Origin of the sequence: Streptococcus equinus, assembly GCF_900101445.1 — a bacterium.
In the GTDB taxonomy this organism is placed as follows: domain Bacteria; phylum Bacillota; class Bacilli; order Lactobacillales; family Streptococcaceae; genus Streptococcus; species Streptococcus equinus_B.
In genome coordinates this window covers 275,916-301,942 of the sequence record NZ_FNKE01000001.1, presented here as the reverse complement: position 1 = coordinate 301,942, position 26,027 = coordinate 275,916, and the positions used below count along the sequence as shown (strand labels likewise).

26 protein-coding genes and 1 other annotated feature are annotated in these 26,027 nt (G+C 38.5%); of the genes, 3 read left to right on the top strand and 23 right to left on the bottom strand.

Going from position 1 to position 26,027, the window contains the following annotated elements; all coding sequences use genetic code 11:
• Window positions 1-206 precede the first annotated feature (206 nt).
• On the top strand, window positions 207-1,580 hold the full coding sequence (mnmE, locus tag BLR83_RS01465) for a tRNA uridine-5-carboxymethylaminomethyl(34) synthesis GTPase MnmE (RefSeq protein WP_074559814.1): 1,374 nt from the start codon (window positions 207-209) through the stop codon (window positions 1,578-1,580).
• Between the two features lie 36 nt (window positions 1,581-1,616).
• Here mnmE and BLR83_RS01460 read toward each other — a convergent pair whose 3' ends face one another.
• The 7 genes from BLR83_RS01460 to BLR83_RS01430 all read right to left on the bottom strand — a co-directional run bounded on the left by BLR83_RS01460 (window position 1,617) and on the right by BLR83_RS01430 (window position 10,890).
• A complete protein-coding gene (locus tag BLR83_RS01460) occupies window positions 1,617-2,201 on the bottom strand; it encodes a uracil-DNA glycosylase family protein (protein ID WP_074559812.1) in 585 nt (194 codons plus the stop codon).
• Between the two features lie 70 nt (window positions 2,202-2,271).
• Window positions 2,272-3,678, bottom strand: a complete 1,407-nt coding sequence (gene pepV / locus BLR83_RS01455) for a dipeptidase PepV (RefSeq protein ID WP_074559810.1) — start codon at window positions 3,676-3,678, stop codon at window positions 2,272-2,274.
• Between the two features lie 162 nt (window positions 3,679-3,840).
• Window positions 3,841-4,443 carry a nitroreductase family protein gene (locus BLR83_RS01450; RefSeq protein WP_074559808.1) on the bottom strand — a complete coding sequence of 201 codons (603 nt, stop codon included), beginning with the start codon at window positions 4,441-4,443 and terminating at the stop codon, window positions 3,841-3,843.
• Window positions 4,444-4,585: 142 nt separating this feature from the next.
• The gene (locus BLR83_RS01445; RefSeq protein ID WP_074559806.1) at window positions 4,586-6,304 is read right to left on the bottom strand and encodes a hypothetical protein; all 1,719 of its coding nucleotides are present in this window, start codon (window positions 6,302-6,304) and stop codon (window positions 4,586-4,588) included.
• Window positions 6,305-6,403: 99 nt separating this feature from the next.
• Complete coding sequence (uvrC, locus tag BLR83_RS01440) at window positions 6,404-8,191, bottom strand: excinuclease ABC subunit UvrC (RefSeq protein ID WP_074561082.1); 1,788 nt, start codon at window positions 8,189-8,191, stop codon at window positions 6,404-6,406.
• A 120-nt stretch (window positions 8,192-8,311) separates the two neighbouring features.
• Window positions 8,312-9,688 (bottom strand): NAD-dependent succinate-semialdehyde dehydrogenase, encoded by a 1,377-nt coding sequence (locus BLR83_RS01435; protein ID WP_074559804.1) that lies wholly within the window; start codon window positions 9,686-9,688, stop codon window positions 8,312-8,314.
• A gap of 176 nt (window positions 9,689-9,864) precedes the next feature.
• On the bottom strand, window positions 9,865-10,890 hold the full coding sequence (locus BLR83_RS01430) for a YeiH family protein (RefSeq protein ID WP_074559802.1): 1,026 nt from the start codon (window positions 10,888-10,890) through the stop codon (window positions 9,865-9,867).
• A gap of 106 nt (window positions 10,891-10,996) precedes the next feature.
• On the opposite strand from BLR83_RS01430, the gene BLR83_RS01425 reads away from it, so the two are divergent.
• Window positions 10,997-11,863, top strand: coding sequence for a LysR family transcriptional regulator (locus BLR83_RS01425; RefSeq protein ID WP_074559800.1), 867 nt, complete (start codon window positions 10,997-10,999; stop codon window positions 11,861-11,863).
• A 78-nt stretch (window positions 11,864-11,941) separates the two neighbouring features.
• Window positions 11,942-12,613, top strand: a complete 672-nt coding sequence (locus tag BLR83_RS01420) for a Crp/Fnr family transcriptional regulator (protein WP_074482065.1) — start codon at window positions 11,942-11,944, stop codon at window positions 12,611-12,613.
• A 78-nt stretch (window positions 12,614-12,691) separates the two neighbouring features.
• Here the strand turns inward: BLR83_RS01420 and BLR83_RS01415 are convergent, their stop codons facing one another.
• The 16 genes from BLR83_RS01415 to BLR83_RS01340 all read right to left on the bottom strand — a co-directional run bounded on the left by BLR83_RS01415 (window position 12,692) and on the right by BLR83_RS01340 (window position 26,027).
• Entirely contained in the window at window positions 12,692-13,552 is an 861-nt protein-coding gene (locus tag BLR83_RS01415) for an SDR family oxidoreductase (RefSeq protein ID WP_074559798.1), read from the bottom strand.
• 46 nt (window positions 13,553-13,598) lie between these two features.
• Window positions 13,599-14,933: a lanthionine synthetase LanC family protein gene (locus BLR83_RS01410; RefSeq protein ID WP_074559796.1), complete on the bottom strand. Its 1,335-nt coding sequence runs from the start codon at window positions 14,931-14,933 to the stop codon at window positions 13,599-13,601.
• 325 nt (window positions 14,934-15,258) lie between these two features.
• Window positions 15,259-15,960, bottom strand: a complete 702-nt coding sequence (locus tag BLR83_RS01405; RefSeq protein WP_074561081.1) for an amino acid ABC transporter permease — start codon at window positions 15,958-15,960, stop codon at window positions 15,259-15,261.
• Between the two features lie 16 nt (window positions 15,961-15,976).
• Window positions 15,977-16,819: a transporter substrate-binding domain-containing protein gene (locus BLR83_RS01400; protein ID WP_074559794.1), complete on the bottom strand. Its 843-nt coding sequence runs from the start codon at window positions 16,817-16,819 to the stop codon at window positions 15,977-15,979.
• A complete protein-coding gene (locus BLR83_RS01395; RefSeq protein WP_074559792.1) occupies window positions 16,812-17,576 on the bottom strand; it encodes an amino acid ABC transporter permease in 765 nt (254 codons plus the stop codon). Before BLR83_RS01395 ends, BLR83_RS01400 begins: the two co-directional genes overlap by 8 nt.
• 63 nt (window positions 17,577-17,639) lie before the next feature.
• Window positions 17,640-17,909 (bottom strand) — a binding site (T-box leader).
• 138 nt (window positions 17,910-18,047) lie between these two features.
• Window positions 18,048-18,734: a pyrimidine 5'-nucleotidase PynA gene (locus BLR83_RS01390; protein ID WP_074559790.1), complete on the bottom strand. Its 687-nt coding sequence runs from the start codon at window positions 18,732-18,734 to the stop codon at window positions 18,048-18,050.
• Between the two features lie 10 nt (window positions 18,735-18,744).
• Window positions 18,745-19,074 (bottom strand): potassium channel family protein, encoded by a 330-nt coding sequence (locus tag BLR83_RS01385; RefSeq protein WP_074559788.1) that lies wholly within the window; start codon window positions 19,072-19,074, stop codon window positions 18,745-18,747.
• Between the two features lie 80 nt (window positions 19,075-19,154).
• On the bottom strand, window positions 19,155-19,841 hold the full coding sequence (locus BLR83_RS01380) for an ABC transporter ATP-binding protein (RefSeq protein ID WP_074559787.1): 687 nt from the start codon (window positions 19,839-19,841) through the stop codon (window positions 19,155-19,157).
• Between the two features lie 9 nt (window positions 19,842-19,850).
• Window positions 19,851-20,903 carry an ABC transporter permease gene (locus BLR83_RS01375; protein ID WP_074559785.1) on the bottom strand — a complete coding sequence of 351 codons (1,053 nt, stop codon included), beginning with the start codon at window positions 20,901-20,903 and terminating at the stop codon, window positions 19,851-19,853.
• Window positions 20,904-21,056: 153 nt separating this feature from the next.
• Window positions 21,057-21,557, bottom strand: coding sequence for a YkgJ family cysteine cluster protein (locus BLR83_RS01370; protein WP_021142109.1), 501 nt, complete (start codon window positions 21,555-21,557; stop codon window positions 21,057-21,059).
• 80 nt (window positions 21,558-21,637) lie between these two features.
• Window positions 21,638-22,495, bottom strand: a complete 858-nt coding sequence (locus BLR83_RS01365; RefSeq protein ID WP_074561080.1) for a hypothetical protein — start codon at window positions 22,493-22,495, stop codon at window positions 21,638-21,640.
• A gap of 130 nt (window positions 22,496-22,625) precedes the next feature.
• Entirely contained in the window at window positions 22,626-23,051 is a 426-nt protein-coding gene (locus BLR83_RS01360) for a cupin domain-containing protein (protein ID WP_074559783.1), read from the bottom strand.
• Between the two features lie 15 nt (window positions 23,052-23,066).
• The gene (locus tag BLR83_RS01355) at window positions 23,067-23,390 is read right to left on the bottom strand and encodes a carboxymuconolactone decarboxylase family protein (protein ID WP_074559781.1); all 324 of its coding nucleotides are present in this window, start codon (window positions 23,388-23,390) and stop codon (window positions 23,067-23,069) included.
• 102 nt (window positions 23,391-23,492) lie between these two features.
• Window positions 23,493-24,338, bottom strand: a complete 846-nt coding sequence (locus BLR83_RS01350; RefSeq protein WP_074559780.1) for an aldo/keto reductase — start codon at window positions 24,336-24,338, stop codon at window positions 23,493-23,495.
• An 11-nt stretch (window positions 24,339-24,349) separates the two neighbouring features.
• Entirely contained in the window at window positions 24,350-24,742 is a 393-nt protein-coding gene (nmlR, locus tag BLR83_RS01345) for a stress response transcriptional regulator NmlR (protein WP_074559778.1), read from the bottom strand.
• 103 nt (window positions 24,743-24,845) lie between these two features.
• Window positions 24,846-26,027 (bottom strand): Mbeg1-like protein, encoded by a 1,182-nt coding sequence (locus tag BLR83_RS01340; RefSeq protein WP_074559776.1) that lies wholly within the window; start codon window positions 26,025-26,027, stop codon window positions 24,846-24,848.

Here is a 26,027-nt window from a genome sequence, read left to right as displayed (position 1 = left end):
ACCTCACCTAAATTTATATGTAAAACAAAAATTACCTATTTCCAACTAACTATTATATCATGATTTAGGGTGTTTTCGCTACAATGGATTACTCAAAAATCGCTTTTCTGCTCCTTTACTTTCAGCCCTCTTCTATTGCTTGAAAAAATTTTTTGCGTTACAATTAAATAAGATATTTTTTGAAAAACTAGATTGGAATGACATAAATGATTACAAAAGAATTCGACACAATTGCTGCGATTTCAACACCTTTAGGGGAAGGGGCTATCGGAATTGTCCGACTTTCTGGAACTGATGCGCTAGCTATCGCCCAAAAAGTTTATCGTGGTAAAGATTTGTCAAAAGTTGCCTCACATACGATTAATTACGGGCACATTGTTGACCCTGATAATGATGAAATTCTCGATGAGGTTATGGTCTCTGTCATGTTGGCACCAAAGACTTTCACGCGTGAAAACGTCATTGAAATCAACACACACGGTGGGGTTGCTGTCACTAATGAAATCTTGCAACTTCTTCTTCGTCAAGGTGCTCGTCTGGCTGAACCTGGAGAATTTACCAAACGTGCTTTCTTGAATGGTCGTGTGGACTTGACTCAAGCGGAAGCTGTTATGGATATTATCCGTGCTAAAACTGACAAAGCCATGAATATCGCTGTTAAACAACTTGATGGTTCGCTTTCAAAACTTATCAATGATACCCGTCAAGAAATCCTAAATACCCTTGCTCAAGTTGAGGTAAACATCGATTATCCTGAATACGACGATGTGGAAGAAATGACAACAGCACTTATCCGTGAAAAAACACAAGAATTCCAAAACCTTTTGGAAAATCTCTTGGCTACTGCAAAACGTGGTAAAATTCTGCGCGAAGGCTTGTCAACTGCTATCATCGGTCGTCCAAACGTTGGGAAATCAAGTCTTTTGAACAATCTGCTCCGTGAAGACAAAGCTATCGTTACTGATATCGAAGGAACAACTCGTGACGTGATTGAAGAATACGTCAACATCAAAGGTGTGCCTTTGAAATTGGTCGATACCGCTGGTATTCGTGAAACAGATGACGTGGTTGAAAAAATCGGTGTGGAACGTTCTAAAAAAGCTCTAGAGGAAGCTGATTTGGTCCTTCTTGTCCTTAACAGCTCTGAACCACTAACTGACCAAGACCGTGCTCTTCTCGAACTCAGTAAGGATAGCAACCGCATTATCTTGCTTAATAAAACTGATTTACCAGAAAAAATCGAAGCTGATGAGTTGCCTGATGATGTCATCCGCATCTCAGTTCTTAAAAATCAAAACATTGACTTGATTGAAGAACGTATCAACCAACTCTTCTTTGACAACGCTGGTATCGTTGAAAAAGATGCAACATACCTTTCAAATGCCCGTCACATCGGCTTGATTGAAAAAGCTGTACAAAGCTTACAATCAGTCAACGAAGGACTTGAAGCTGGTATGCCAGTTGACCTTCTACAAATTGATTTGACACGTTGTTGGGAAATTCTTGGTGAAATCACTGGTGAAGCCGCACCAGACGAACTCATCACAAAACTCTTCACACAATTCTGTCTTGGAAAATAAGAAAAACTCGCCAGACGATGGCGAGTTTTTTAATACCTATTTTTCTAAAATAGCTTTGACACGCTTTTGAAGGTCTGGGATGACTTCTTCTTCAAACCATGGATTCTTGCGCTGCCAAATGTTATTTCGTGGCGATGGGTGCACCAATGGGAAAAATTCTGGCAAATAGTCTTTATAGTGTTTGACGGTATCCGTAAGCTTAGCTGAGGATTTTTGCTTCAAATAATAGCGTTGCGCATAAGAACCAACTAAAATATGCAACTCTATATTGGGTGCTAAAGCTAGGGTGCGCTTGTGCCATTTATCCGCAAAACCTTTTCGCGGCGCTAAATCACCTGATTTCCCCTTACCTGGAAAATAATAATCCATGGGTACTACCGCAAAAAGTCCAGAGTTATAAAATGTCTCACGGTCAACGCCTAACCATTTTCGTAAATTATCCCCACTCGGGTCATTCCAATAAAGTCCCGATTCTTGCGCTCGAATACCAGGAGCTTGGCCGACGATATTGATACGAGCGGCTTTTGGAACGGTAAAAAGTGGCTTAATGCCTTGCTCGGTGTATGAGGCATTTTGCTCATCAGCCATAATATCAGCCACTAATTGTTCAAGGCTATCCATACAATCACTTCTTCCTAAAAAATAAAGAAGAGTCTTTTGCTAACGCAAAAGCCCTCTTCTTTTTTCTGTATTATTTGATCAATTCGTAAAGTGCTTCAGCGTAGATAGCAGCTGCACGGTAAAGATCTTCAACATCTGCGAATTCGTTTGCTTGGTGCATTGTGTTCACATAGTCTGGGAACATCGCACCGAAGGCAACACCGCGTTTAAGAAGACGACCAAATGTACCACCACCGATAACTTGTTCGTAACCTTTCAAGCCAGTTTGTTTTTCGTAAACTGAAAGAAGTGTTGAAACCAATGGATCATCAGCTGGAACATAGTGTGGAGTGTGTTCGTGGTCTGACAATGTCACGGCTGTTACTCCGTCAAGTTTTTCAAGCTCAGCTTTGATTGTTTGAGAATCAGTACCTTGTGGGTAACGGAAGTTAAGAGTGATTGTGTTGTCATCTGAGTTGCGGTCAAATTTGAAGACACCAGCGTTCATGCTAAGTGCACCCATTTTCGCATCAGTGTAAGCAACGCCAAGGTTTTCACCAGCAAAGTCTTTGTGAAGAACGTTAGCTGTTGTGTCAAGGTAAACTTTAGCTGCGCCATCAAAAGCAAATTGATCCAAGAATTTAGCAAGGTAAGTTGCTGCATTAAGACCAAGTTCTGGAGTTGAACCGTGAGCTGATTTACCGATAACAGTTGCGCGGAAAGCGTCACCTTCTTGAACAAGTTCTGCTTCAAGGTTTTCAGCAGCCGCAAATGCAGCTAATTTTTCTTGAAGGTCAGCCAAAGTGCTGTCTGCTGTAAATACTGCAGTTGCTGATTCTGGTACCATGTTATCACGAAGACCAGCTTCAAAAGTATTCAAAGTGAAAGCACCGTTGTTTTCACCTGCGAAGTGAAGGTATTCAGTGATGTTACCTTTTTCACCATTGATGATTGGGAATTCAGCATCTGGAGAGAATCCAAAATCAGGATCTTTCAAACCGTTGTGTGCGAAATAGTATTCCATATCGCCCCAACCTGACTCTTCGTCAGTACCAACGATGAAACGAACGCGTTTAGATACTGGCAAACCAAGTTCTTTGATGATTTTAAGGGCATAGTAACATGCCATTGTTGGACCTTTGTCATCTGAAGAACCACGCGCATAAAGACGACCGTCTTTAATAACTGGTTCGTAAGGGTCAGTTTCCCAACCGCTACCTGCAGGCACAACGTCTAAGTGAGCAAAGATACCAAGTACTTCGTCACCTTCACCAAATTCAAAGTCACCAGCGTAGTTGTCGATGTTACGAGTTTTGTAACCATCGCGTTCAGCCATTGCAAGGAAGTGTTCCAATGCTTTTGCTGGACCAGGTCCGAATGGGTGCTCTTTATCAGCTTTGCTGTCATCACGTTCAGAGTTGATGCGCAAAAGTGCAAAGAGGTCTTCCATCATGGCATCTTTACGTTTTTCAACTTCTGCTTTAAAGTCTACTGTCATTTCTTATAACTCCTCCATAAATGTAGCTTCTCTTTCACAGAAAAGCTACGTTATTTTATCATTTGAGCCAACTTACCAATAGTAACTCATATTTTAAGATTTGTAAACCTAGTTTGGTAAATTCTTCACTAAGTTTTATGCATAAAGCTTAAAAAGTTCTGCTTATCGACGTTCGATGATTTCATCCACTGGCAAACGATAACTTGGTTCTGGTTTATCATCGCTGTAACCAACTGTTATCAAAAGTTCTGGACGGAAACGTTTGTCAATTCCTAGAATGTCATTTGGCAGAGATTTGTCAAAACCAAGAATAATATTTGATGAAATATCTTGGTCAGTCAAAGCTAGAACCAGATTCATCGCAACAATACCAGCATTGAGTGTTAGGTATTCGCCTTTACGTTTGTCATCATATTCTGCATAACGTGCTGGCAAAGTTTCCATATAATATTCTAGCTTAGCATTGTCCAATGATTTGACACCAATGCGAGCAATCTTGCGAGACCGTTGCACTAAATCAGTATCTGTAAAGAGTGCCACAACATATTGAGCTTCTTCAACTTGTTTTTTGTTAATATCTGGGAGATGTTCAGCCAGTTCTGCTTTTTTCTCTTCAACAATCACAAATTTCCATGGTTGAATGTTATTAGCACTAGGTGCTAAGGTAGCAATTTCAATAGCAGTACGCAAATCTTTATAGTCTACGGGTTTGTCATTGAAAGTTTTGACGGCATGGCGCTTTTTATTCAATTCTAGAAATTTCATAAGCGACCCTCCTTTTTTAATTCTATGCTCTTTTATTTTATCATTTTTTGGAAGAGTTTACAGCTATTTTGCACGGCTGCTGATCCAAAAATTAAGTCGACTTAAAAAGAAAAACCAGAACTTGCGTTCTGGTTATCAGTTATTATTTCATCGTTTTTTTCTTAATGAGGTAAGCTAGGGTTGCTAGCCATGAGAGGATGTTCACGACAATCAATACCTTAAACCAAGTGCTGATGTGGTAAGTAATGGTTAGCGTATTTTTTCCTGCTTTTTGCATCACGGTTGGTGTGCCAATACCAGACAAAGAATAATCCTTATCGCTCAGTTTTTTGCCGTTAAGCGTCAACTCAGTATCCTTATACTTAACAGCTGGGATAATCGCCCAATCGCTGGTATCTGCATACCAAGTGAAGGTTAGCTCATTATCTCCTTGTGTTTTTTTGAATAAATCAGTATGGCCTAAGACAAATTCTTCATACAAGACATACTTGTTTTCTTTGTTTGATTTGTCAGCCGGCAAATAATCAGGCGTTGATTTTGACACAATATCCAGCAGTTTAAATTTATCTGAGTCGTAAAAGCTTGCTCGCACATCGGCAGGATTTCCCCAGATAAAGGTGTGCTTCTTACGTTGAATTGGGTATTTAGTATTGTAATACTCATCAATCTTTTCGCTCTGCAATTGTGATAACTGTGCTAGGCTTAAAACATTGATGACAATTAATCCGACAGTAACGATTTTTGACCATTTTTTATCAAAATAACGATCCAAAACCATAGCCGCTGCTAAAAGCAACAAGACAGTGGCTGGCACAAAGAAACGAAATGGAAATTGAATCAGATTAACCAGCGGAAGATTCAATTGGTTGACCGTATACCAAGGGAAAATACTGCTTGATAGTACCAAGAAAAGGAAAAATGCCCCTGTCACCACGCGCAGCAATTGATCAAAATGACGCCAGTGTCTAAATGAAAAGTACAGTTGATACAAAAGTACCAAAACAAGCGCCTTAGGCGTTAACAACCACTCGATACTGCGTTGGTTGACGGTCATAATGTACAATTTTGAATTGATGAATGGCTCAACCAAATTGTTGCTACGTCCAACATCAACCAAAGCTGCCCAGACGTTTGCTGTTAGTAAAAGGCTAAGCAAAACAGCTTGAACGCCCTTAATAAAGACTTCTTTTTTCTTGTCAGATTTGAAAAAGCCGTACAAGTAAAATGGCAAGTAAGCCAAGATTAACAAGAAACAGCTAAGCATGTGGACTTGCATCATAACTGCCACTGCTACTGCCAAGCGCAGCACACCTACTTTTTTCGTTCTGATAAAGTCAACAGCTGGGATTAAACACCATGGCATAAAAGCTGCGCCCCAGCTTGAAAAACCTTGTCTAAAGGTCCAGTACTGAACCGAAAACGTCATCATGTAAAAGGCTGCGACACCCAAAGCTATCTTTGGCTTAACAAGTGCTCTGCGATTTAATCGATACATCGAAAAACCAGCAATAACACTTAGTAAGAAGCGCGATAGCAATTGGTAGGTGTACCAATTCTTACTGATAAGAACTAAAAGCCCTTGAAAATAAGCAAAATACGGACCATACAAAGCATTGACAATACGTCCTGAACTGTAAAAGCCGTATAAGGAAATGAAATAGCTAAAATTTCCAGTCTTAAGTTGCATCGCTGTCTCATAGAAACGATTGTAGTGAAAGAGAAAATCACTACCCGCAATAACTCCACGAGACATGATTTGGGGAAGCAAGAGCAAGAAAGCTACCACAAGAATAACAATACTTGGCAGCCAAGTGCTCCTTTGACTTAACTGAGAGAGGCCTTGCTTCATTTTTTTAAACATGCGTATCTCCTTAAAAATCCCTATCCATGTTAGCACAGTTTAAAATAGATTACAATCCTAGCAGAAAATTTCAAGAAAGTTTTCTGATGTGTTTTCAAATTATTTTTTCATTTCTTCAGTCAATTTTTCCTTAACAGCTACGGCAACGTTTCGTGGGATGCCGCAATTGATGATATCCTCAACGTCTGCTTTTTGCATGTTTGGCAAGCTCTTGAAATGTTTCATGAGTAATTGCTTGCGTTTTGGTCCTAAGCCAGCAATGCCGTCCAGTTTTGATGAGAATGAATTTTTAGAACGCAATTGACGGTGGAAGGTGATGGCAAAGCGGTGCACTTCGTCTTGAATGCGTTGCAGCAAGAAGAACTCTTCTGAATTTCGTGGCAATTCAACCACTTCCAAAGGGTCACCAAAAAGCAATTCATGCGTTTGGTGCTTATCATTTTTTTGCAGACCAGCAATTGGAATATCAAGACCTAGTTTATTTTCAATGACATCACGCGCGACGTTTACCTGACCTTGACCACCATCGATGATAATCAAATCTGGCGGTGTCAACCCGTCTTTCATGACACGACTGTATCTGCGGTAAATAACCTCGCGCATGCTGGCGTAGTCATCTGGTCCAACCACAGTTTTAATCTTAAATTTACGGTAATCTTTCTTACTAGGTTTCCCATTTACAAAAACAACCATACCAGCAACTGGGCTTGTCCCTTGAATATTTGAGTTATCAAAAGCTTCGATGCGCACAGGTTTTGGAATATTGAGCAATTCACCGATATTTTCAATAGCACCGTGAGTTTTACGAATGTCTTTTTCTAACAAATCAAATTTTTGTTGCAGACTGACACGTGCATTTTTTGTGGCTAGATTGACCAGCTGTTTCTTTTCACCGCGCTGTGGTTTGACGACTTTGGTATCTACCACTGCTTTGACCAACTCTTCATCAATATCCTGAGGGATAAAGATTTCTTTTGGAATAAAATGTTTGCTGTCGCGGTAAAATTGCCCGACGTAAGTCAAGAAATCCTCTTCAGGGTCATTGTAGTAAGGAAACATGTTGACATCACGTTGGATGAGTTTTCCTTGGCGAACAAAGAAAACCTGCACACACATCCAGCCTTTATCGACATAATAACCAAAAATATCACGGTCCATCATGTCTTGGTTCATAACACGTTGTTTGGTACGAAGGGTTGAGATGGCTTGCAGCAAATCACGATATTCTGCTGCGCGTTCAAACTCCAGCATGTCAGAAGCTTTTTGCATCTTCTCTTTTAAGCCATCAACGATTTTATTATCTTGACCATTCAAGAAATTCTTCACATCCTGTGCCATCTGAACAAAATAATCATGATCCACATGACAGATGGTATGAGCTTTACATTGGCCTAAATGGTAATAAAAACAAACTTTATTAGCTGGATTGGTACATTTTTTAAAAGGAAAAATGCGGTCCAAAAGTCGTTTAATCTCTGTCGCCGCCCCTGAATCAGGGTAAGGACCAAAATACATGGCACCGTCTTTTTTGATTTGGCGAGTAATCATCAAACGCGGGTACTGCTCATTCACTGTGATTTTGATGAATGGGTAAGATTTATCATCTTTTAGTTTGATGTTGTACTTGGGCATATTTTCTTGAATCAGGTTGATTTCAAGAAGCAGAGCTTCGGTATTTGACCCAGTAACGATGTATTCAAAATCTTCAATTTCAGAAACCAAAAGTTCGGTCTTGGTATTGTGGCTGCCGTGAAAGTAGCTACGCACACGATTTTTCAGATTCTTGGCTTTTCCGACATAGATAATCTTGCCGTTTTTATCTTTATGGATATAGCAACCAGGGCTATCTGGCAGCAACTCCAATTTATGTTTAATCAGTTCATTCATGGTTTTATTATAGCAAAAAGGCTGTTGCATTGCTTGTTAGGACTTTTAGGAAAAGAAAAACCACCTCCCGAGGCTCAGGCAGTGGTTTTCGTGTATGGGATTTAATAAAAGGAGAGCTGGTTAATCATTTGGGACAAAAACCAGGTGTTCGTTGACAAAAGCGTCAAAGCCAAGTTCGCTTAATTCGCGACCGTAGCCTGAGTTTTTAATACCACCAAATGGGATTTCTGGGTGTGACGTCCATCCTGAATTGATGAAGGACATACCAGTTTCAATCTTGGCTGCCACTTCTTTGGCGTGCTCAAGATTCTTAGAAAAGATAGTCCCACCAAGACCATAGCTTGAGTCGTTTGCAAGCTCAATGGCTTCTGCTTCGGTATCCACTTTGTAAATTGAAGCAACTGGACCAAAGATTTCTTGGTTATAAATTGGATTTTCTTTGGTAATATTTGTCAAAACTGTTGGCATGACAAAGTTTCCTGGGTGGTCAATTGGTTGGTCACCGTAAACGACTGTCGCACCATTTTCCTTGGCTAGCTTGATTTGGCCAAGAACTTCTTCTTTGGCTGCAGCAGATGACAATGGCGCTAAAGTTGTCGTTGGGTCCATTGGGTCACCCCATTTGGCTGATTTGAAATGTTTAACCACCATATCGACAAATTTGTCGTAGTTTTCTTGTCCGACAACGACAAATCGTTTTGATGACGTACAAACTTGACCAGCATTGTAAAGACGAGCAAAGAAGATGGTCTTATCAAGCAAGTCAAAATCAGCGTCTTCTAAGATAATAAAGGCATCATTACCACCAAGTTCCATGGATGATTTTTTGAGATTAGCCCCTGCTTCTGCCGCAATAGAAGCTCCTCCACGTTCAGAACCTGTCAAACAAACACCAACCACACGTGGGTCTGCAATAGCTTTTGAAACTTGGTCGTAAGACAAGAAAAGATTCTTGAAAGCCCCAACTGGAGCTCCTGCTTCCAAGACCAAATCATCAAAAGCTTGAGCTGACGCAGGACAAATTGACGCATGTTTTAGAATCATTGGATTTCCAATCATGAAATTCGGAGCAAAGACTCGCATGATTTGATAGAATGGGAAATTCCATGGCTCAACAGCTACCAAAACACCTGTAGCTTGCTTAATGTAATAAGCATCGCCGTTAATATTTTCTAGCGGACGAGGTTTGAGAAATTCCTCAGCTTTGTCAGCGTAGTAATCCGCAATTTGAGCACAAAGTTCGACTTCGCCTTTAGCTTCTGTGAAGAGTTTTCCCATGTCTTTTGTCATGACTTCAGCATATTTATCGACGTCACGGCGAAGCAGGTCAGCAATCTTATGCAATTGTGTTTTTCGCTCTGCTAAGCCACCTTCAGCACGCCACTTCTTATAAAGCGCATGCCCATTTGCCAAAGCAGCTTCTAAATCTGCATCAGTCGCATTATCAAAGCTTTTAAGAACTTCGTTTGTGTAAGGATAAGTTGTTTTGTATGCCATAATATCTCCCTTTCTTGCTTTTTTAGCTAATAGCTTCGCTATTTATTATGAGCTTTAAGCAAGTCCATATGAGTCCATTATAGCACTATAGGAAACGTTTTCAAGAAATAAGTGCATTTCTCAAAAATAAAAAAACAATGCTTGAAAAATGACAAACATTGTTTCTTTTTCACCTTTTACCAAATACCTAAAATATGTTGCATCAAGAGACTAACGCAAGTAATGGCTACCCAGCAGGCTGCACCGACGCCAATTGCTTGTCCACCTGTTTTTACTAATTTGACTGGATTTGTATTAAGTCCAATAGCTCCCATCGCCATGACGATGAAGAATTTTGATAGTACTTTAAGCTGGTCAAAAATCATAGTATCAAATCCGAGAGCACTTGCAAGTGTTGTGACAACTGAGGCTAGCAAGAAATAAAGCACAAACATCGGAAAGGCTCTTTTTAGACTGAAAGTCTTCTCAGAAGCTCCGCCATTTTTCGACGCTTTATAAGCCTGATAAAATGACAAACCAAGTGTAATCGGAATAATAGCTAGCGTGCGTGTCAACTTAACAATGGTCGCCCCTTCAAGGGTATTCGAGTGATGAATGGCATCCCATGCCGCTGCAGTCGCTGTTACAGATGAAGTGTCATTGACAGCTGTCCCCGCAAAAAGAGCAAAACCATGATTCGTAAGACCAAGCATATCACCCAATGTTGGGAAAATAAGCGCTGCTAAAATGTTAAAGAGGAAGATAACTGAGATACTCTTAGCCACTTCTTCGTCTTTAGCTTTAATAACTGGCGCTGTCGCTGCAATAGCTGACCCCCCACAAATCGATGAGCCAACGCCGACCAAGGTTGCTGTATTAACGTCTAACTTCAACCATTTTTGCAAGCAAAAGGCTACAATCAATGAGGTTGCAATGGTTGAGAAAATGATTGGTAAAGACTGAGCACCGACTCTCAAGACCTGCGTCAAATTAAGCCCAAATCCTAGTAAAACGACTGCCGTTTGCAAAATGTATTTTGAAGTAAAGGCAATGCCTTTGGCTGTTTTATCACGTTTCTGATAGAAACTTCCAACAAGCATGCCAAGTAAAATGGCAAAAACTGGTGCACCGACCAAAGGAAAGGCTTGCCCTAAAAACCAAGCTGGCACAGCTAAAATCGCACAAAGAATCACTCCTGGCGCTTTTTTCTGAATTGATAACATAATGAACTCCTTTTCACGTCACTCATTATAGCGCGCTCAATCCATAATGTAAAATTATGATTTATTATGATACAATAACAAATAATAATCGCAAAGGAGATTTGTCATGCTTGATTATCGTGTGTTTACTTTTATGAAAGTCTGCGAAACGCTTAATTTCACCCAAGCCGCAAAGGAACTGCATATCACTCAGCCTGCTGTCACTAAGCATATCAAGGCTTTGGAAACCGAATATCAGACCAAACTCTTCACTTTTTCTGGCAAGCACTGTCAGTTGACACAAAGTGGCAAAGAATTGCTTGATTTGCTGACGACTATGGACACTGACATTAAGCATTTCAAAACACAACTCAAGCAAGATTTGCAGCCACTAAATTTTGGGGCGACTTTAACCATTGGCGAGTATGTTTTGACCGATTCTTTAGTGGATATTTTGGCAAATCACCCAAACTTCCAAGTCAAAATGCTGGTGGACAATACCGAGACACTGCTGAAGGCTATTGATAATGGGCAGATTGATTTTGCCTTGATCGAAGGTTTCTTTTCAAAAGAAAAGTATGATTTTCTGCCTTATCGCACAGAACCTTTCATCGCTGTCGCTTCTCCTGACTCACCCCTAGCAAGCGGTAGCTATTCTTTAGAAGATCTACTAGCCTATCCTATCATCGTGCGCGAGCAAGGGTCTGGAACACGTGAGATGCTTGAAATCACGCTCAAAGAAGCCAATCTGACTATTTCAGATTTTAGCAAAATCACCGAAATTGGCAGCCTCAATACCATTTGTGAGCTGGTTCAAAAAAATCTGGGGATTAGTTTTGTCTATCAAAGCGTTGTTCAAAAAGAAATTTCGGCAGGCAAACTTAAAAAAATTGCTTTGGATATTCCTGCCATGAGCCATGATTTTACCTTTATTTGGCGCAAAAATAGCCACTTCAAACATCATTATCAAGATGTTTTTAAGCTCTTCTTCTAATTTTTTAGCTTGATAAAAACGCTTTTTTAACGTAAACTATATAGTTATATAGCCTATGTTAATTTAGAAAGGGCAATTATGCACTCTACACTAGATATTACAGAACTTTATCAATACGGCGAACGTGTGACCTTTAAAAAGGGAGATAATCTCGCACAATCCGTCGCTGGCGAAACAAGCGGTGATATTTATATCCTATCTTCAGGCATTTGTGCTCTTTCATCTATTTCTTGCGATGGTAGAGAAACAACCTACCTTTACTTTAAAAAGCAACAATTTGTCGGCTTCGTGCCATTGATGAACACGCTACACTTGAACTACTACGGAAAAAAATCATTTTCAATTGTTGCTAAAACGCCTTGCGTGGCTTACCGCATTTCTAATCGTCAATTTCAAGAATTGTTGGGCTTTCCTTCAGTTGTTAGCCTGATGTTAAATACATTGACTGAAAATCATATTTATCTTATGGAACATTTTCACAGCAGCAAAAATGAACCAGCATTGGTGCAATTTTGCCGCTTCTTACTTGATCAGGCTGAACCGTGTGAAGCTGGTAATCTAGCCTTAAACACATTCTTTACCTATCAAGAAATTGCCTGCTACCTAGGCATGCACTCAGTAACCATTGCACGAATGGTAAAAGCACTTCGCGCTGAAGAAATGATTGAAAAAACAGGCCATCAGATTCATATCATAAATCCTGATCAAATGGCAAAACTAATCACCGAAGAACGCAAAATCGACTATTAAAGATAAAAGCTAGAAGTTAAAACTTCTAGCTTTTTTAGTAGTTAATTAAGGTAAATAGGTTTGGTTCTATTTTCGTTATTAAGCGGGGATGAGCTCCTTAAATGCATCAACAATCGGTACCTGAGGATGCCCAAGCAGTTCTTCTAAATCACTATGAGACACTTCAAGCTGATGCTGTAAAATATCATTTTGAATACCAGCCACAATAGCAACAGCAGCCTCAGGAAATCCTGCTTTTTCAAGTCCCGCTTTATAATCAGCGATTGAGATAGAATAACTAGAAAAATCTGATCCAGTTGCCACTTTAAAATCTCTAATTAATTCTGCATAGCTAATTAACTTACCAGATAATTCATAGATTTTATTTTCCGTAAAAGGTTGTACGGCCGCATTAGCTATAGCTTCTCCGTATTCACGTCTAAGTGCCCAACCAACTTTGCTATCGCCAGCAGCGTAAATAAAATCTTGACCATTAGCTGCTGCTTCCAAGTTATTCAGTTCATTTTCTAAATACCAATTATTTCGTAAAATTTTATAATTCAAACCGGATTCTTGAATTAACTTTTCAGTAACAATGTGATCTGGTGCCAGAACCGCTGTCGAGTGCTCACCGTTTGAAATACTTGTATAAAGAATATTTTTAACCCCTGCTGCTTTTGCTGCTCCAATCACATTTTGATGCTGCTCAGCGCGAGAAAGATCTTGTCCTGGAATACCTGAAACAAAAATTAAAGTTTCAATACCTTCAAATGCCTTTTTCAACTCATCCTTATCTGAATAAGTTCCAATACGTACATCATAACCAGCTTCTTTAAAATATTCACCTTTCTGCTCTGACCGAACCAAGACCGAAATTTCTTTTAAAGATACTTGTTTTGATAAATGCTCTAAAATACTTGCACCTAGTCCGCCTGTTACTCCTGTTACTAAATAAGTCATACGTGAGCTCCTTTCAATTTATTATCTTATTTCACCTAACTAAATATCAGTAAGTCGAAGGAAAAGGATCATCAACGATACGTGATACCTTAAAATCTCCTATTAATACAGAATAAAGTTGAAGTAAGACTGAAGCCACCCCAGCTGCTCCCTCGTAAAACCCGATTGGAGCGGAAATATTGTCTGGTTCCAATCTCGTATAAGCTTCTTCCCATTTGATTTTTTCTTCTGTTTCATCATAATCACCGTCCTTTAATAATTCGATAGCTGTACGAACAGCATAATCGAGATATTTATCACTTCTAGTCACTTGCCAAACACTTAGGAAAGCATTAAGTAGACCAGCACTTCCGCAACAATAAGCGACCGTATGCCAATAACCTTCTGAATGAACTTCGGGTGCTCCTAATTCAACAATAGACTGAACTAGCTGCTCAATTTCAAGCACATCATCTTCATCACCACTTATTTTATAATCCTCATACAAATAACGAATAAGTCCTGCATTACCACCACAATACCCAAGATAATAAACTGGATCTTTACTTGGTAAATCATGTGGAACAGTAATGACATCACCTTGATGATGATAAATCGCATGGTAAAAATCCTTAACTCCATTTGTAGCATCTAAAAATGCCTTATCTGAGCTAGCTTGATAGAGTTTCAATAAAGTATAAGCTACACCAGCTGCACCAATTGGAAATCCTGGGATGATTTTACCGCCAAAGGATGATCCTTCAAAATAACGTCCTCCTCCTTCATAATCTATCCCTTTATTCAAAAGAACTCGACCAACATTCACCGTAAACTCTCGCCAATCTTCTCGGTTAAATTGCTGTGCTAATGCCAATAACTCTAATAAGATACCTGAGTCAGCTAAAATACCAAATGAACCTGTCCAAAAACCTCCAACACCATCTTCAGACTCTTTAACATCTTCTATAATGCTTTCAACAACTTCCTCAATAAAGTTTTTATAGATTTCTTTTTGAGTAAATTTATACAGCTCAGCTACAGCAAAAGCTACACCAGAATAGCCAGTTGTAAACGCCCATGGTGAGAAAGCCAAACTCAACTCACGCGCTTCTTTCCATCTATAGTTGATATAAGGGAAAGCATCTTCTGCATCTTGCAAATATTGTTCATCTCCCGTTACTTCATAAAAATGAAGAAGAAAATGAATAATACCTGAAGCCCCAGAATACAGAGAAATCTCATCAAAATACGGATTCGAATTTGCAGATCCTTCTAGAGAATAGCGAATACCATGTTCTGTTTGAACTCGTTTAGATTGAATATACTGATAAGCTCCTTCTACCGTTTGTAAAAGTTGTTCAGTTGTAATGGTTGGTTTAATTAAAGTCTGTGTTTCAGTCATAATTGATTCCTCTTTCTAACATCATATCGAATATATTCCAAAGTATTTGAATACATCAATTTTTTTCATAAATACCACATAATCTAAGATATCGTAAGCGAATTGTATTTCATTTGTCACAATGACAATGGTCTTATCCTTATTTTCCCTTACGGTACCTTAAATTAGTGCCAAAGAATATAACAATTCTTTTTAAATCAAAAGCAAAAGTTAGTTTATTCACCCCAAACCTTCTGAGAGATGAACTAATTCTCTAATCTTAAAAACAACATATTACTTCTAGCCTGAGCATTTTCCTGACCATAAGCATTGAGATAAATACATTCTATTCATGTAAAACTCCTCCGTAAAATGATAATCTGGAAACTTGATTAAAAATAAATGTTACCAAAAGGCATATACCCCAATAAACAATAGCCGCCGCTATATAAGCTTCTAGATATTTATAATTAATTTGACTAGCAATTAAAACGGCATTCAGCAAATCGACTACAGAAACAGCTGAAACCAACGCTGACCCTTTAATCAAGTTTGTGATAATATTTCCGAAAACTGGAATACTCGCCATAAATACTTGTGGCAAAACAATCCTAAACAGAGTCTGCCTTTGATTGAGACCAATAGAAGCCGCTGCCTCCCATTGACTTACAGGAACAGATTGCAAACTTGCTCGAATCGCTTCTGACACATAGTTAATCGCAAATAAACCTAAAACAAAAATCGCAATCCATTCTCTTGGAAAATTACTAAAGCTCCAATCTTGAGCAAAAAGATGTCCAAAAGCAGGAACTGCTGGAATTGTTAACAAATAAACAATTGTTAAGGTTAGCAAAAGCGGTATGCTATTGGACAAATTAACTAGCCATTCAAAGACTTGTGACCATATTGGAATCTTATAAAATCGAATTAGGGCAATCGGTAAACCAAAAACTACTCCGAAAACAAACGCCATTAAACTTAAATAAAGTGTTATCGGTGTGTATTTTAAAGCAACTTTGATGCATTCCCATATAAATTGATAATCCATTAAATCCACACCCTCTCTATTTTGTATAATCACCACCCAGATACTCTTCAGAAAGATTCTTCAAGGTACCATCTTCCTTAAATTCTTTTAAAACTCGGCTGACAGCCTTATTAAGTTTCGCTTCTTCCTTATCGTTTTTACGGAAAAGATAATAAGTAGAAGACTCATTAATGGCAGTCTTAGATACTTTATAGTCTGAACCCAATTGCTTATTTGTAAAATTAACAGTATATTTTGTAGCAAGAGTTGCATCTACCGTTCCATTTTTAAAATTCTGTAAAAGGACTTGGTCTGACCAACTACCATAAACAATCTCAAAAGCTCCAGGATGTTCCTCAAGATAAGCTTCTAGCAATGCCGGTGCATTACCACCTGCAATAGCATAAACTTTTTTACCTTTCAAATCATCAAGTGATTCATAGCCCCCTGTCAATGATTGGATATGAAGGTCATAATTTGTATAGCCAGTCTCACTGAAATCATATTCAGAACGACGTTCGTCATTTGATTCAATTTGATTGGCAATAATATCTATTTTTTTATTCTTTAACGCAGGGAAAAGGTTTGAAAATTCGTAATGATCGACTTTAAATTTATACTCAGGTAACTTCTTATCAATTGCTTGAATTAAGGCAATTTCATATCCTGTATCTTTGCCATCACCATCCTGATAGACAAATGGTCTAAAATTAGCCCCTGTACCAACAATTACTGTTTTAGCATCTGGATTATTTCCACTATCATCGCTTTTAGCTTCCGTTCCAGATAATCCATAATAAAGAGCTCCACCAACAAAAGCTAAAACTGCCAAACTAGCTAAAGTTTTTTTCAAATTCCACTGATTTTTCTTTTTACTCATATTTTAATTCTCCTTTTTTAATCATATTCTTGCTTGATAAAGTAAATACTGCTGTACTTTCACTGACTAGTTCATCATTAACTGTTACTTCAGATTTTTGCTCAAATAACGTTTTAAAACTTAAATGAATCAAAATACTTAGAATAATAAAAATAACTGCAGCATCGATATTAGCTTCAATTTGATGAGTAGTATTTGCACCCACTAACTGCGCTTTCCCCATAATATCGTAAATCCCTAAATAGGTTGCCAGTGATGAATTCTGTAATAGCGATATCACTGATAATTCAATATTAGGAAGAATTTCAGCAGTTGCCTGAGGAATAATATAACGACGATAAGTTTGATACTTTGTCATCCCTAAAGCATAGGCTGCATCAAATTGATCTCTCGGTACATTAGCAATACTAGCTCTAATCACCTCTCCTGTATAAGCGGTTGTATTTAATCCGTATGCAATATACATAAAGGTCAATTTGCTAATTTCTGAAGTATCAACTCCTATTTTTGAAAAAATATATGGTACACCGTAATAAACAACAAATAATTGCACAATAACAGGTGTCCCTTGAATAAAGGAAGTATAAACAATCGCTAATTGATTCAATATAGGAATTTTTTCCAATCTTATGACAGCTAAAAACAATCCTAAAATTAATCCAATAATAGTTGAAATACTAACAATAAAGAATGTTATTGGAAATGCCTTTATGATTTGCGGAAATAAATGAAACAAATAATGATAATCGAAAAACATAAAACTTCTCCTTGTGGTAATTTTAAAAAAAGCACCTTCGCCACACTCTTACTTCAATAGCAAGATAAGGACGAAAGTGCTCTTTTCCGCGGTACCACCTTAATTGAACAATACTAGATTGTTCCACTCTTTAAGTACTTTTTAGCCTTGACTTATATATTCAATTACTAAAAAATACTCAACCTCTATAACGGGAGTTCCCGGATGAATTTCACCTTAGCTTGATTCATCTAGCTACAAGACCATCTTCAACCAAAAGTCATTACTACTTTCCACCAAACAGCAGCTCTCTATCAATTCCTTTTGTTTTACTCATCTTTTTATCGCTGTGTGTATATTTAATTGATGATGCTATTATAGACCTATAAAAACTTTTTGAAAAATCTATTATTTTTATATCTAATCATAAATCAATTTTATAGTTCAAAAATTCATAAAAAGCTAGAAGTTTTAACTTCTAGCTTTTTGTTTTTATCGTAATAATTTTAGCAATTCTTGGTAGGTGTGGACGGTGTAGGTTGGGTTAGCTGCGGTGTGGTTAACTTTTTTATCTGGGTTGTACCAGACGGTATCGATACCAGCATTATTACCCCCTTGGATATCCGCCAGCAAATTATCACCAATCATCAAAGCTTTGTCATGATTAAATCGTGAAATGGCTCCAGAAATCGCATCATAAAAACCTTTATCTGGCTTTTGAAAACCAACTTCATCAGAGATAAAGACGTGTTCAAAATAATCTTTAATTCCTGAATTGGCCATACGACCAGTTTGAATCTTGGTAATGCCATTTGTTGCACCAAAAATGCGGTAACCTTCTTGATTTAGCTGGTCTAAAAGCTTATCTGCACCTGGAAGAATCTGACCTTGTTGACTAAGAAAATCTTGATAGCGCATAGCAAAGGCATGGCCATCAACCTCATGACCAAAATGGGCAAATAAACGAGAAAAACGGGTGTCAACCAATTCTTTTTTGGTAATTTTTTTCAAGCTTAAATCATTCCAAAGTTTACGATTCATGGGAATATAAACTTCTTTATAAGTCTCAACATCACCCACACGCGCTTCTGTCAAAAGCTCTGTCAAAGCAACATCTTCTGCCGCGTTAAAATCAAGCAAAGTATGGTCCAAATCAAACAATAAATCACGATAAATCACAGATCTTCTCTCACTTTCTTCTATCCAATTGACCCAATTTCTTAACCACAACAGCCAAAAAACTTGCCATGATTCCAAGGCCAATGACAGAGTATGCCATGGTGAAGATTTTGCCGACTGCCGTCACTGGGTAAATATCACCATAACCAATCGTTGTTAAGGTTGTAAAGGAAAAGTAAAGGGCATCCAAATAAGTAAAATGTTCTACGTGTGCATAAAAAAGTGTCCCACTAAGCAATAAAACGGCAGTGACGCCAGCAATTCCTCTGGTTTCATCATCCTTAAAAAGTGACCACAAGACACGCAATGTCCGACGCATTTGTAAGAAAAAAGTAATCATGACGTCTCCTTTACTAACGACCCTTTTTTAAATCGGTAAGATTTGACTTCATTATATCACACATCGCATCTCAAGACACATTACTGCTGATAAGCAGCAATCTCTTCTTCTCGCAAAACGCCGTCTTCCATGACCAACAGTCGATCACAATAAGCAACCAAACGTCTGTCATGCGTTACCATTAAGACTGCTTTATTCTTTTCTTTGGCTTCGTCGGCTAAGATTTTGACAACTTCCATGGCTTTTTCGGTGTCTAAACTCGCTGTTGGTTCGTCAGCCAAGATAATCGTTGGGTCATTGTACAAGGCTCTGGCAATGGCCACTCGTTGCCTTTGCCCGCCAGAAATTTCCTCGGGGTATTTGTTTGCGATATTGGCAATACCCAGCTGGTCAAAAAGGCTGTCAATCGATTCGCGCTGCTTTTTCTTATCGACCTTGTCAACCAAGCGCAGCTGATCTTTGATTTTTAAAAATGGCACTAGGTTGGAAGCTTGCAAGATAAAGCCAATTTGGTCAAAACGCATCTTAGCACGCGCTTTTTCTTTTTTCTGGCTAAAAGCTTGGCCGTTTAATCTCACTTCACCTTGTGACGGTGATTGCAGTCCACCGATAATGGTCAAAAAAGTACTTTTTCCGGAACCAGACGGTCCAATAACTGCGACAAATTCACCTTTGTTAATCGTCAAATTTGTCTCTTTCAGAGCTTCAATTTGCTCTGGACCATCTTTGAAATATTTTTTAATGTTGATTAATTCAATTGCTGTCATAAAGGTCTCCTAACCAATTGCTTTTAAGGGGTCAACTTTGACAATACTTACCACCGAGAAAAGGGCACCAAATACAGCGATAAGAACCATCAGCACGCTGATGCCTGCAAAGAAAAGGGGATTAATCTGGAAAGGCACACTAGTTGGCAACACTAAAGCGCTAGACATTGTCATCAAAAGCCCTAACCCAACTGCCAAGAGTGCCAGAATGAAGGTCTGTGCGAAAACCATCCGTGACAGATAGCCGTTAGAAATGCCTTGAGCTTTTAAAACGCCAAATATTTCTTTCTTCTGAAGGGTCAAAATGTAAATAAAAATCCCAATCACGATAGCTGCAATAACGATTAAAAAGCCAATCATGAAAGAAAAGGTCAGGTTTTGCGCTTTATAACCTGGGAGATTTTCGATAAAGCTTGCTGTGGTCATGCTTTCAAGCCCTTTTGGAACTTGATTAACCTTGCCACGAACCACAAGGGCACTGATGGTAGCAGCTTGACTATTATCACCAAGAAAACTTGTCAGCGTGTCCTTGCTCAGATACAAAACAGGTTGCACATTAAAGCTAGCATTGTCCGTAAACCCAGTGATGGTCAACTTTTTATCACTATCTCCAAGAGTAATCTCATCACCGATCTCTAGCTGATAAGCTTTTTTCAAGCTACTATCTGCGACAACTTGACCAGTTTTTGAGAAGAGCTTTCCATCACTAAGCTTTGGGCGTAAGAATTCATCTGACTTGATAGCAAATAAATTGACGTTCACCTTCGACTTATCTTTAACTTTCATGCTTGCTGAAGCTTGTGTCAATTCAGCGCTTTGGTCTGCCTTGACTTCATCTGCTAAGGCTGTAGAAAAACGTGACAAACGTAGATTTTTATTAGCTTGTTCGCTTAAGATTATATGGTCTGCTTTCCAAGAATCAACCGCCGAGCGATTGGTCTGGGCTAAGCCATTAGCTAATCCCGTCAGGAAAAAGACTAAGTAAGCAATCAAGAAAATCACTCCAATCACTAAGCCATAGCGCAACTTCGAGTGTTTCATTTCATTCCAGGCTAAAAACATAAATGCCCTCCTCTATTTCGAATACTGTAAGCTTACTATGATTTTCAGGTAAAGTACATTAATTTGATTGCAAATTTTACCGCTTTCATGAAAACGCAGACGCAGCAAGGGATAGAGAAAAAAGCACCTCAAAATGAGATGCTTTCTAAATCTTTATTTCCCTTCCAATCGTTCTTTGAGTTTTTCGACAAAGAGATAGGCTGCGGGGCAGAAAAGGGTATTTTTGATGGTTAGGTTATTGATTTGGTAGATTTTTTTGCGGTCTGTGTGAGGAAATTCACGGCAGGCTTTTGGACGAACGTCGTAAATGGTACAAAGGTTGTCATCGCCTAAAAATGGACAAGGCATTGATTGGAAAACCTTATCGCCGTCTTCATCCACGCGCAAATACATGTCTTCAAAAACGCCAAGTTTCATGCGAAAGACTTTTGAGATTCGCGTGATGTCAGCCTCGGTAAAAAGCGGTCCCAAGCTCTTACAGCAATTAGCACATTTGGTGCAATCAATCTCATTGAAAACTTCAGTGTGAATTTCTTGAGTGATTTTATCAAGGTTTTTAGGTGCTTTTTTCTTAAGGGTTGCCAAAAATTTACGGTGTTCTTTTTGTTTTTGTTGCGCTAATTCGTGATAGCGTTCAATATCAATATCTGTCATTTTCATACTTTCTAACATTGTTTTCAGTCAGAAAATATTATAGCACAAATAAAAAGAGGACTCAAAATCCTCTTTAATTGTCAGCGCAGCTTCAGTAAAGCCACGCGCTCTTGTTCCTTTATCTCTTGAACAAATCTTTCATATTCTGCTTTTGCTGCTCTGCTATTTTCAAAATGACTATCAAAAGTAAGATTTTCAAGAAAAACAGGGTCAGTGCCTTTTTCGCGGTAGATATTTCCTTGGAAGAAATAACGTCCAGTCTTTCGGTCAATGGCAACAACTGAGGAACGCCAACGCGCCTTTGCCTGATTGTCTGGTTTCCAGCTGATTTTGAGCTGCTGTCCGTGATAATACCAACCCATCAATTGAAGAGCAACTTTTTTCTTTCTTATCGGGTCTTGATAAGAACATGGGGTAGCAACAGCTTGATTATCTAAAAGAGAAAAAGGATGAAAGTCCTGAATCCCCTGATAATCATCGTAAGAGATGGCATTGTCAGAATCATCTGAGTAAAAAAGCGCCGAATGTGCATCACGAAAGGGATTATAAACATCCTCTAGATTAGCTTTCTTGCCAAAGGTCAACCAATCAATGCTTGCCTTATCGTAATACGTCACGTAATCCTTCAGCAACTTTTTATCGCTTGGCACCTGCAAAATCTGAATCGTCTCACGCGCCTTAATCGGGACAGACATCATTGCCTTATAAAGCGACTTTGTTGTAAACACCTTGATACGTTTTAAATCCTTGCTATAGCCTTTTTCAGAGCGATTAAGGACATATAAATCATCATCTTCTAGCTTGAAGACAATGACAAATTGTAAATTTTTTCGTTTCTGGTCTATTCTAAAAATCGGTGTGACGTATTGAGTATCTTTTTTAAAGAGTTTTAAAAATTTACCAGCCTGCACCAATCTCGTGTGTTTCATTTGCATCATGATTTCTAGTTTAACATGGTCAAAAGAAATTGTCACGATAAGAAGTATCAAAAAACGCCCAAGCTGTTTCTTGGACGTTATTATTGGATGGATAGTTTGGCTTTTTTATGAATAAAAGGTTAATTAGATTTTATAGGTTGTTATAATCTTCTTCGCTTACAGCTTCTAGCCAAATATTTGAGGTATTTTCACCTGGGACTTCTAGCGAAATATGACTAAACCATGAATCTTTCTTAGCACCGTGCCAGTGTTTTGTATTGGCTGGAATCACGATAACTTTTCCTGGTTCAAGACTAATGGCTTTCTTACCTTCTTCTTGGTACCAACCTTGACCTGCGGTACAAATCAGAATTTGACCGCCGCCTTTGTCAGCCTTGTGAATATGCCAATGATTTCTACAACCCGGCTCAAAGGTTACATTTGCTAAATGAAGTGGCGAATCCGCATCAACCAAGGGATTGAGAAATGAATTGCCATCAAAATATTGTGCGTAAGCGTCGTTTGCTTGTCCTTTTCCAAAGACATTTTCTTTATCAAAAAGTTCTTTATCAGTCATCGATTTCTCCCTCACTTAATCTTCGTTCCAAACTTCTTTTGCGAGATTGAAGACTGCCCAGGCCTTTGGCCAACCTGCATAGAAAGCTACGTGTGTGATAACAGCAGCCATTTCAGCTTTGCTGACACCATTGTTCTTAGCATTTTGTAAATGATAAACAAGAGAACTATCGGTGATACCAGATGACATAAGAGCTACAACTGTGATGATACAACGTGTTTTAAGGTCAATATCATTATTGTTCCAATTTTCACCAAATAAAATATCATCATTAAAATGCGCAAAATCTGGTGCAAAATCACCTAGTTGGTCGCGTCCTGCGGTTTGTTTAATTGCCATTGTTTTTCCTTTCTAAAATAAGAGTTATACTGCCATTGTACGCTTCTCACTTTTCATAACAAATACTTATACCATAATGCTATATGCCTTTTTAAGCAGCTTTTAAACCTTAAATGAACTAATCATTTTAACCGTCTCAGGGTCAGCATGCGAGAAAAATTGGCTTTCACCCATATCGAGTTTCAAGATTTCTGCCATATCTTCATCTGATAAAACAAAGTCAAAGACATCAAAATTTTGTGCCATACGATTTTTATGAACTGTTTTAGGAATGACAATCACATCACGTTGAATAAGATAACGAAGAGCAACTTGAGCAGCTGATTTTTGATATTTTTGTCCAATTGTAACAAGCGTTTCATTGGTAAAGAAATTATTTCGCCCTTCGGCAAATGGTCCCCAAGATTCGATTTGAACACCATATTCATCCATTGTTTTACGAGCATTTAATTGTTGATTAAAAACATGCGTTTCAACTTGATTAACCATTGGAATGATATCAGCAAAAATAGCTAAATCTGCTACACGGTCAGGTGCAAAATTACTAATACCGATTGCTTTGATTTTACCAGCTTTGTAATATTCTTCCATGGCACGATAAGCACCATAATAATCACCAAACGGTTGATGAAGAAGTACCAAATCAATGTAATCTGTTTGAAGTTTCGCTAAAGAAGCATCCAGAGAAGCTTTTGCTTTTTCATAGCCATAATTGCTAATCCAAATTTTAGTTGTGATGAAAAACTCTTCACGCGCAATGCCAGACTTGCGGATAGCATTTCCGACAGCTTCTTCGTTCATATAAGCTTGAGCGGTATCAATTGAGCGATAACCAACCGAAATCGCATCACTAACCACACGCTCACATTCATCAAGGTCTGGCACTTGGTACACACCAAATCCTAAAATAGGCATTTTAACGCCATTTGATAAAGTTTTGTATTCCATTTACTTCTCCTTTACTCATTTTTGTCATCTTCAAAAAGACTTTCTTCTTTTTTCAAAATGATGTTTTTATAATTTTCAATTTTATAATCTAGTCGTTCTTTGGCAGCTTGGAGTTCAGCAATACGGGAAATCAATTTTTCGCGTTGTTCTTCTAAAATTTTCATTCGTGCTTTTTCCGTGCCCTCACCTTCTTCGACCAAACTCATGTATTCAATCAAAGACTCCACGCTCATGCCAGCACTTCTAAAACAACGAATAAACTCAAGAGCAGCAATGTCTTGCTCAGAAAAATCCCTGATACCAGATTTATTCCGACGCACTCGAGGCAACAAACCAATACGCTCATAATAGCGGATAGTATCTGCTGAAACGCCCGTTTGCTCACTGACTTTTTTGATGTTCATAACTCATCTCCTCTCATCTTTCTAACACAGTATATACCTTAGAGTTAACTCCAAGTCAAGCAAATCGCACAAAAAAACTTGGGAAAACCCAAGTTTTTTACTCTTATTTCTTCTTATCTAAACGTGACAAAAGACTATTGAAATCAGGTAGCGGCAGATTTATCTTATCTCTGCTAAAGTTTCCCAAACGACTGTGCCCAACAAAAGCTTGCAGGAATAATTTGGCCGATTTAGCTAGCAAGAGCTTCTTTTCTGTTCCGATAGAATAAAATGAAGCGATGCTGGTAGCTAATTTGGCACCAAATTCTCGGTCGATTGTGACGTCATTGATGCTATGAATCCCGCTTGACATCAAGGTATCAAAGAGAGTGTCAAAAAGTATTTTTAATTCTTGGCTAGACAATTCATTCATCCATTGCTTGAAAGTCTTCTCAAGATTTTGACTTAAATCAGTTTGACGCTCAGCTAGGATTAGCTCGCCTGTTTCTTCATTAAATTGCCACGACGTAAGGGCATGCTGCATGATGCCTGAGGCATTGCTCTTAACCACAATCGGCTCAATGTCGTTGTAAAGCATAATGCCAACGATAGACTCTTCTGGTCGAATCACCGTCACGCGCTCACGAATTGCCTTATAGCCATCACTTTCAAGACCTTTTTTTTGCAACCCTGGCGCATCAAGCATATAAACTTTTTCGATTTGCTCACGAAGTAGGTCATTAACATGGGCCACAGCATAAAGGGCTAAATTTCCACCTTTTGAATGTCCGCTAACGGTCACCTTTCCAGCATATTTTTCAAGGTAAGCTTCAAGATAAGCCACAGCCGCACGATGAGCAGGGATTTCTTGAACATAAGTCAGTTTAAAATCTTCTTTCCAGCCAATCATGGTATCATCTGTCCCGCGAAAAACCAGCTGATGATGATTAATTTCAGGTAAAGTAAAGACCATAGCTGAAAACTGTCTTTCGTATTCTGCATCAACGTCATTGACATAATCAGACAAATTCAAATTGGCAAAACGTTTTGATGCCACAACTTTCTGCAAAAGCTTAACGCGCTCTTCAGTCACTAAAAAACTATGACTAAAGGCTTTTTCTCCTGTGATATAAGGTAATAAGACCTCATGCAGATTAACTGTCTTTTTAAAATCAATTGACGCATCCAACTCTTCAAAGCAAAAATAGCCGAGCTCATTTAAACACAAACTATCAGCTTCGTTAAATGCAAATTCGTCAAACGTACGACTGCCATTACAGTCTAAATAATCATTAATTGTTGCCAT

Excerpts from the sequence above, each read along its gene's own strand:
- mnmE (WP_074559814.1), top strand. The coding sequence starts at position 207 with ATGATTACAAAAGAATTCGACACAATTGCTGCGATTTCAACACCTTTA.
- BLR83_RS01460 (WP_074559812.1), bottom strand. The coding sequence starts at position 2,201 with ATGGATAGCCTTGAACAATTAGTGGCTGATATTATGGCTGATGAGCAA.
- pepV (WP_074559810.1), bottom strand. The coding sequence starts at position 3,678 with ATGACAGTAGACTTTAAAGCAGAAGTTGAAAAACGTAAAGATGCCATG.
- BLR83_RS01450 (WP_074559808.1), bottom strand. The coding sequence starts at position 4,443 with ATGAAATTTCTAGAATTGAATAAAAAGCGCCATGCCGTCAAAACTTTC.
- BLR83_RS01445 (WP_074559806.1), bottom strand. The coding sequence starts at position 6,304 with ATGTTTAAAAAAATGAAGCAAGGCCTCTCTCAGTTAAGTCAAAGGAGC.
- uvrC (WP_074561082.1), bottom strand. The coding sequence starts at position 8,191 with ATGAATGAACTGATTAAACATAAATTGGAGTTGCTGCCAGATAGCCCT.
- BLR83_RS01435 (WP_074559804.1), bottom strand. The coding sequence starts at position 9,688 with ATGGCATACAAAACAACTTATCCTTACACAAACGAAGTTCTTAAAAGC.
- BLR83_RS01430 (WP_074559802.1), bottom strand. The coding sequence starts at position 10,890 with ATGTTATCAATTCAGAAAAAAGCGCCAGGAGTGATTCTTTGTGCGATT.
- BLR83_RS01425 (WP_074559800.1), top strand. The coding sequence starts at position 10,997 with ATGCTTGATTATCGTGTGTTTACTTTTATGAAAGTCTGCGAAACGCTT.
- BLR83_RS01420 (WP_074482065.1), top strand. The coding sequence starts at position 11,942 with ATGCACTCTACACTAGATATTACAGAACTTTATCAATACGGCGAACGT.
- BLR83_RS01415 (WP_074559798.1), bottom strand. The coding sequence starts at position 13,552 with ATGACTTATTTAGTAACAGGAGTAACAGGCGGACTAGGTGCAAGTATT.
- BLR83_RS01410 (WP_074559796.1), bottom strand. The coding sequence starts at position 14,933 with ATGACTGAAACACAGACTTTAATTAAACCAACCATTACAACTGAACAA.
- BLR83_RS01405 (WP_074561081.1), bottom strand. The coding sequence starts at position 15,960 with ATGGATTATCAATTTATATGGGAATGCATCAAAGTTGCTTTAAAATAC.
- BLR83_RS01400 (WP_074559794.1), bottom strand. The coding sequence starts at position 16,819 with ATGAGTAAAAAGAAAAATCAGTGGAATTTGAAAAAAACTTTAGCTAGT.
- BLR83_RS01395 (WP_074559792.1), bottom strand. The coding sequence starts at position 17,576 with ATGTTTTTCGATTATCATTATTTGTTTCATTTATTTCCGCAAATCATA.
- BLR83_RS01385 (WP_074559788.1), bottom strand. The coding sequence starts at position 19,074 with ATGATTACTTTTTTCTTACAAATGCGTCGGACATTGCGTGTCTTGTGG.
- BLR83_RS01380 (WP_074559787.1), bottom strand. The coding sequence starts at position 19,841 with ATGACAGCAATTGAATTAATCAACATTAAAAAATATTTCAAAGATGGT.
- BLR83_RS01375 (WP_074559785.1), bottom strand. The coding sequence starts at position 20,903 with ATGTTTTTAGCCTGGAATGAAATGAAACACTCGAAGTTGCGCTATGGC.
- BLR83_RS01370 (WP_021142109.1), bottom strand. The coding sequence starts at position 21,557 with ATGACAGATATTGATATTGAACGCTATCACGAATTAGCGCAACAAAAA.
- BLR83_RS01365 (WP_074561080.1), bottom strand. The coding sequence starts at position 22,495 with ATGATGCAAATGAAACACACGAGATTGGTGCAGGCTGGTAAATTTTTA.
- BLR83_RS01360 (WP_074559783.1), bottom strand. The coding sequence starts at position 23,051 with ATGACTGATAAAGAACTTTTTGATAAAGAAAATGTCTTTGGAAAAGGA.
- BLR83_RS01355 (WP_074559781.1), bottom strand. The coding sequence starts at position 23,390 with ATGGCAATTAAACAAACCGCAGGACGCGACCAACTAGGTGATTTTGCA.
- BLR83_RS01350 (WP_074559780.1), bottom strand. The coding sequence starts at position 24,338 with ATGGAATACAAAACTTTATCAAATGGCGTTAAAATGCCTATTTTAGGA.
- nmlR (WP_074559778.1), bottom strand. The coding sequence starts at position 24,742 with ATGAACATCAAAAAAGTCAGTGAGCAAACGGGCGTTTCAGCAGATACT.
- BLR83_RS01340 (WP_074559776.1), bottom strand. The coding sequence starts at position 26,027 with ATGGCAACAATTAATGATTATTTAGACTGTAATGGCAGTCGTACGTTT.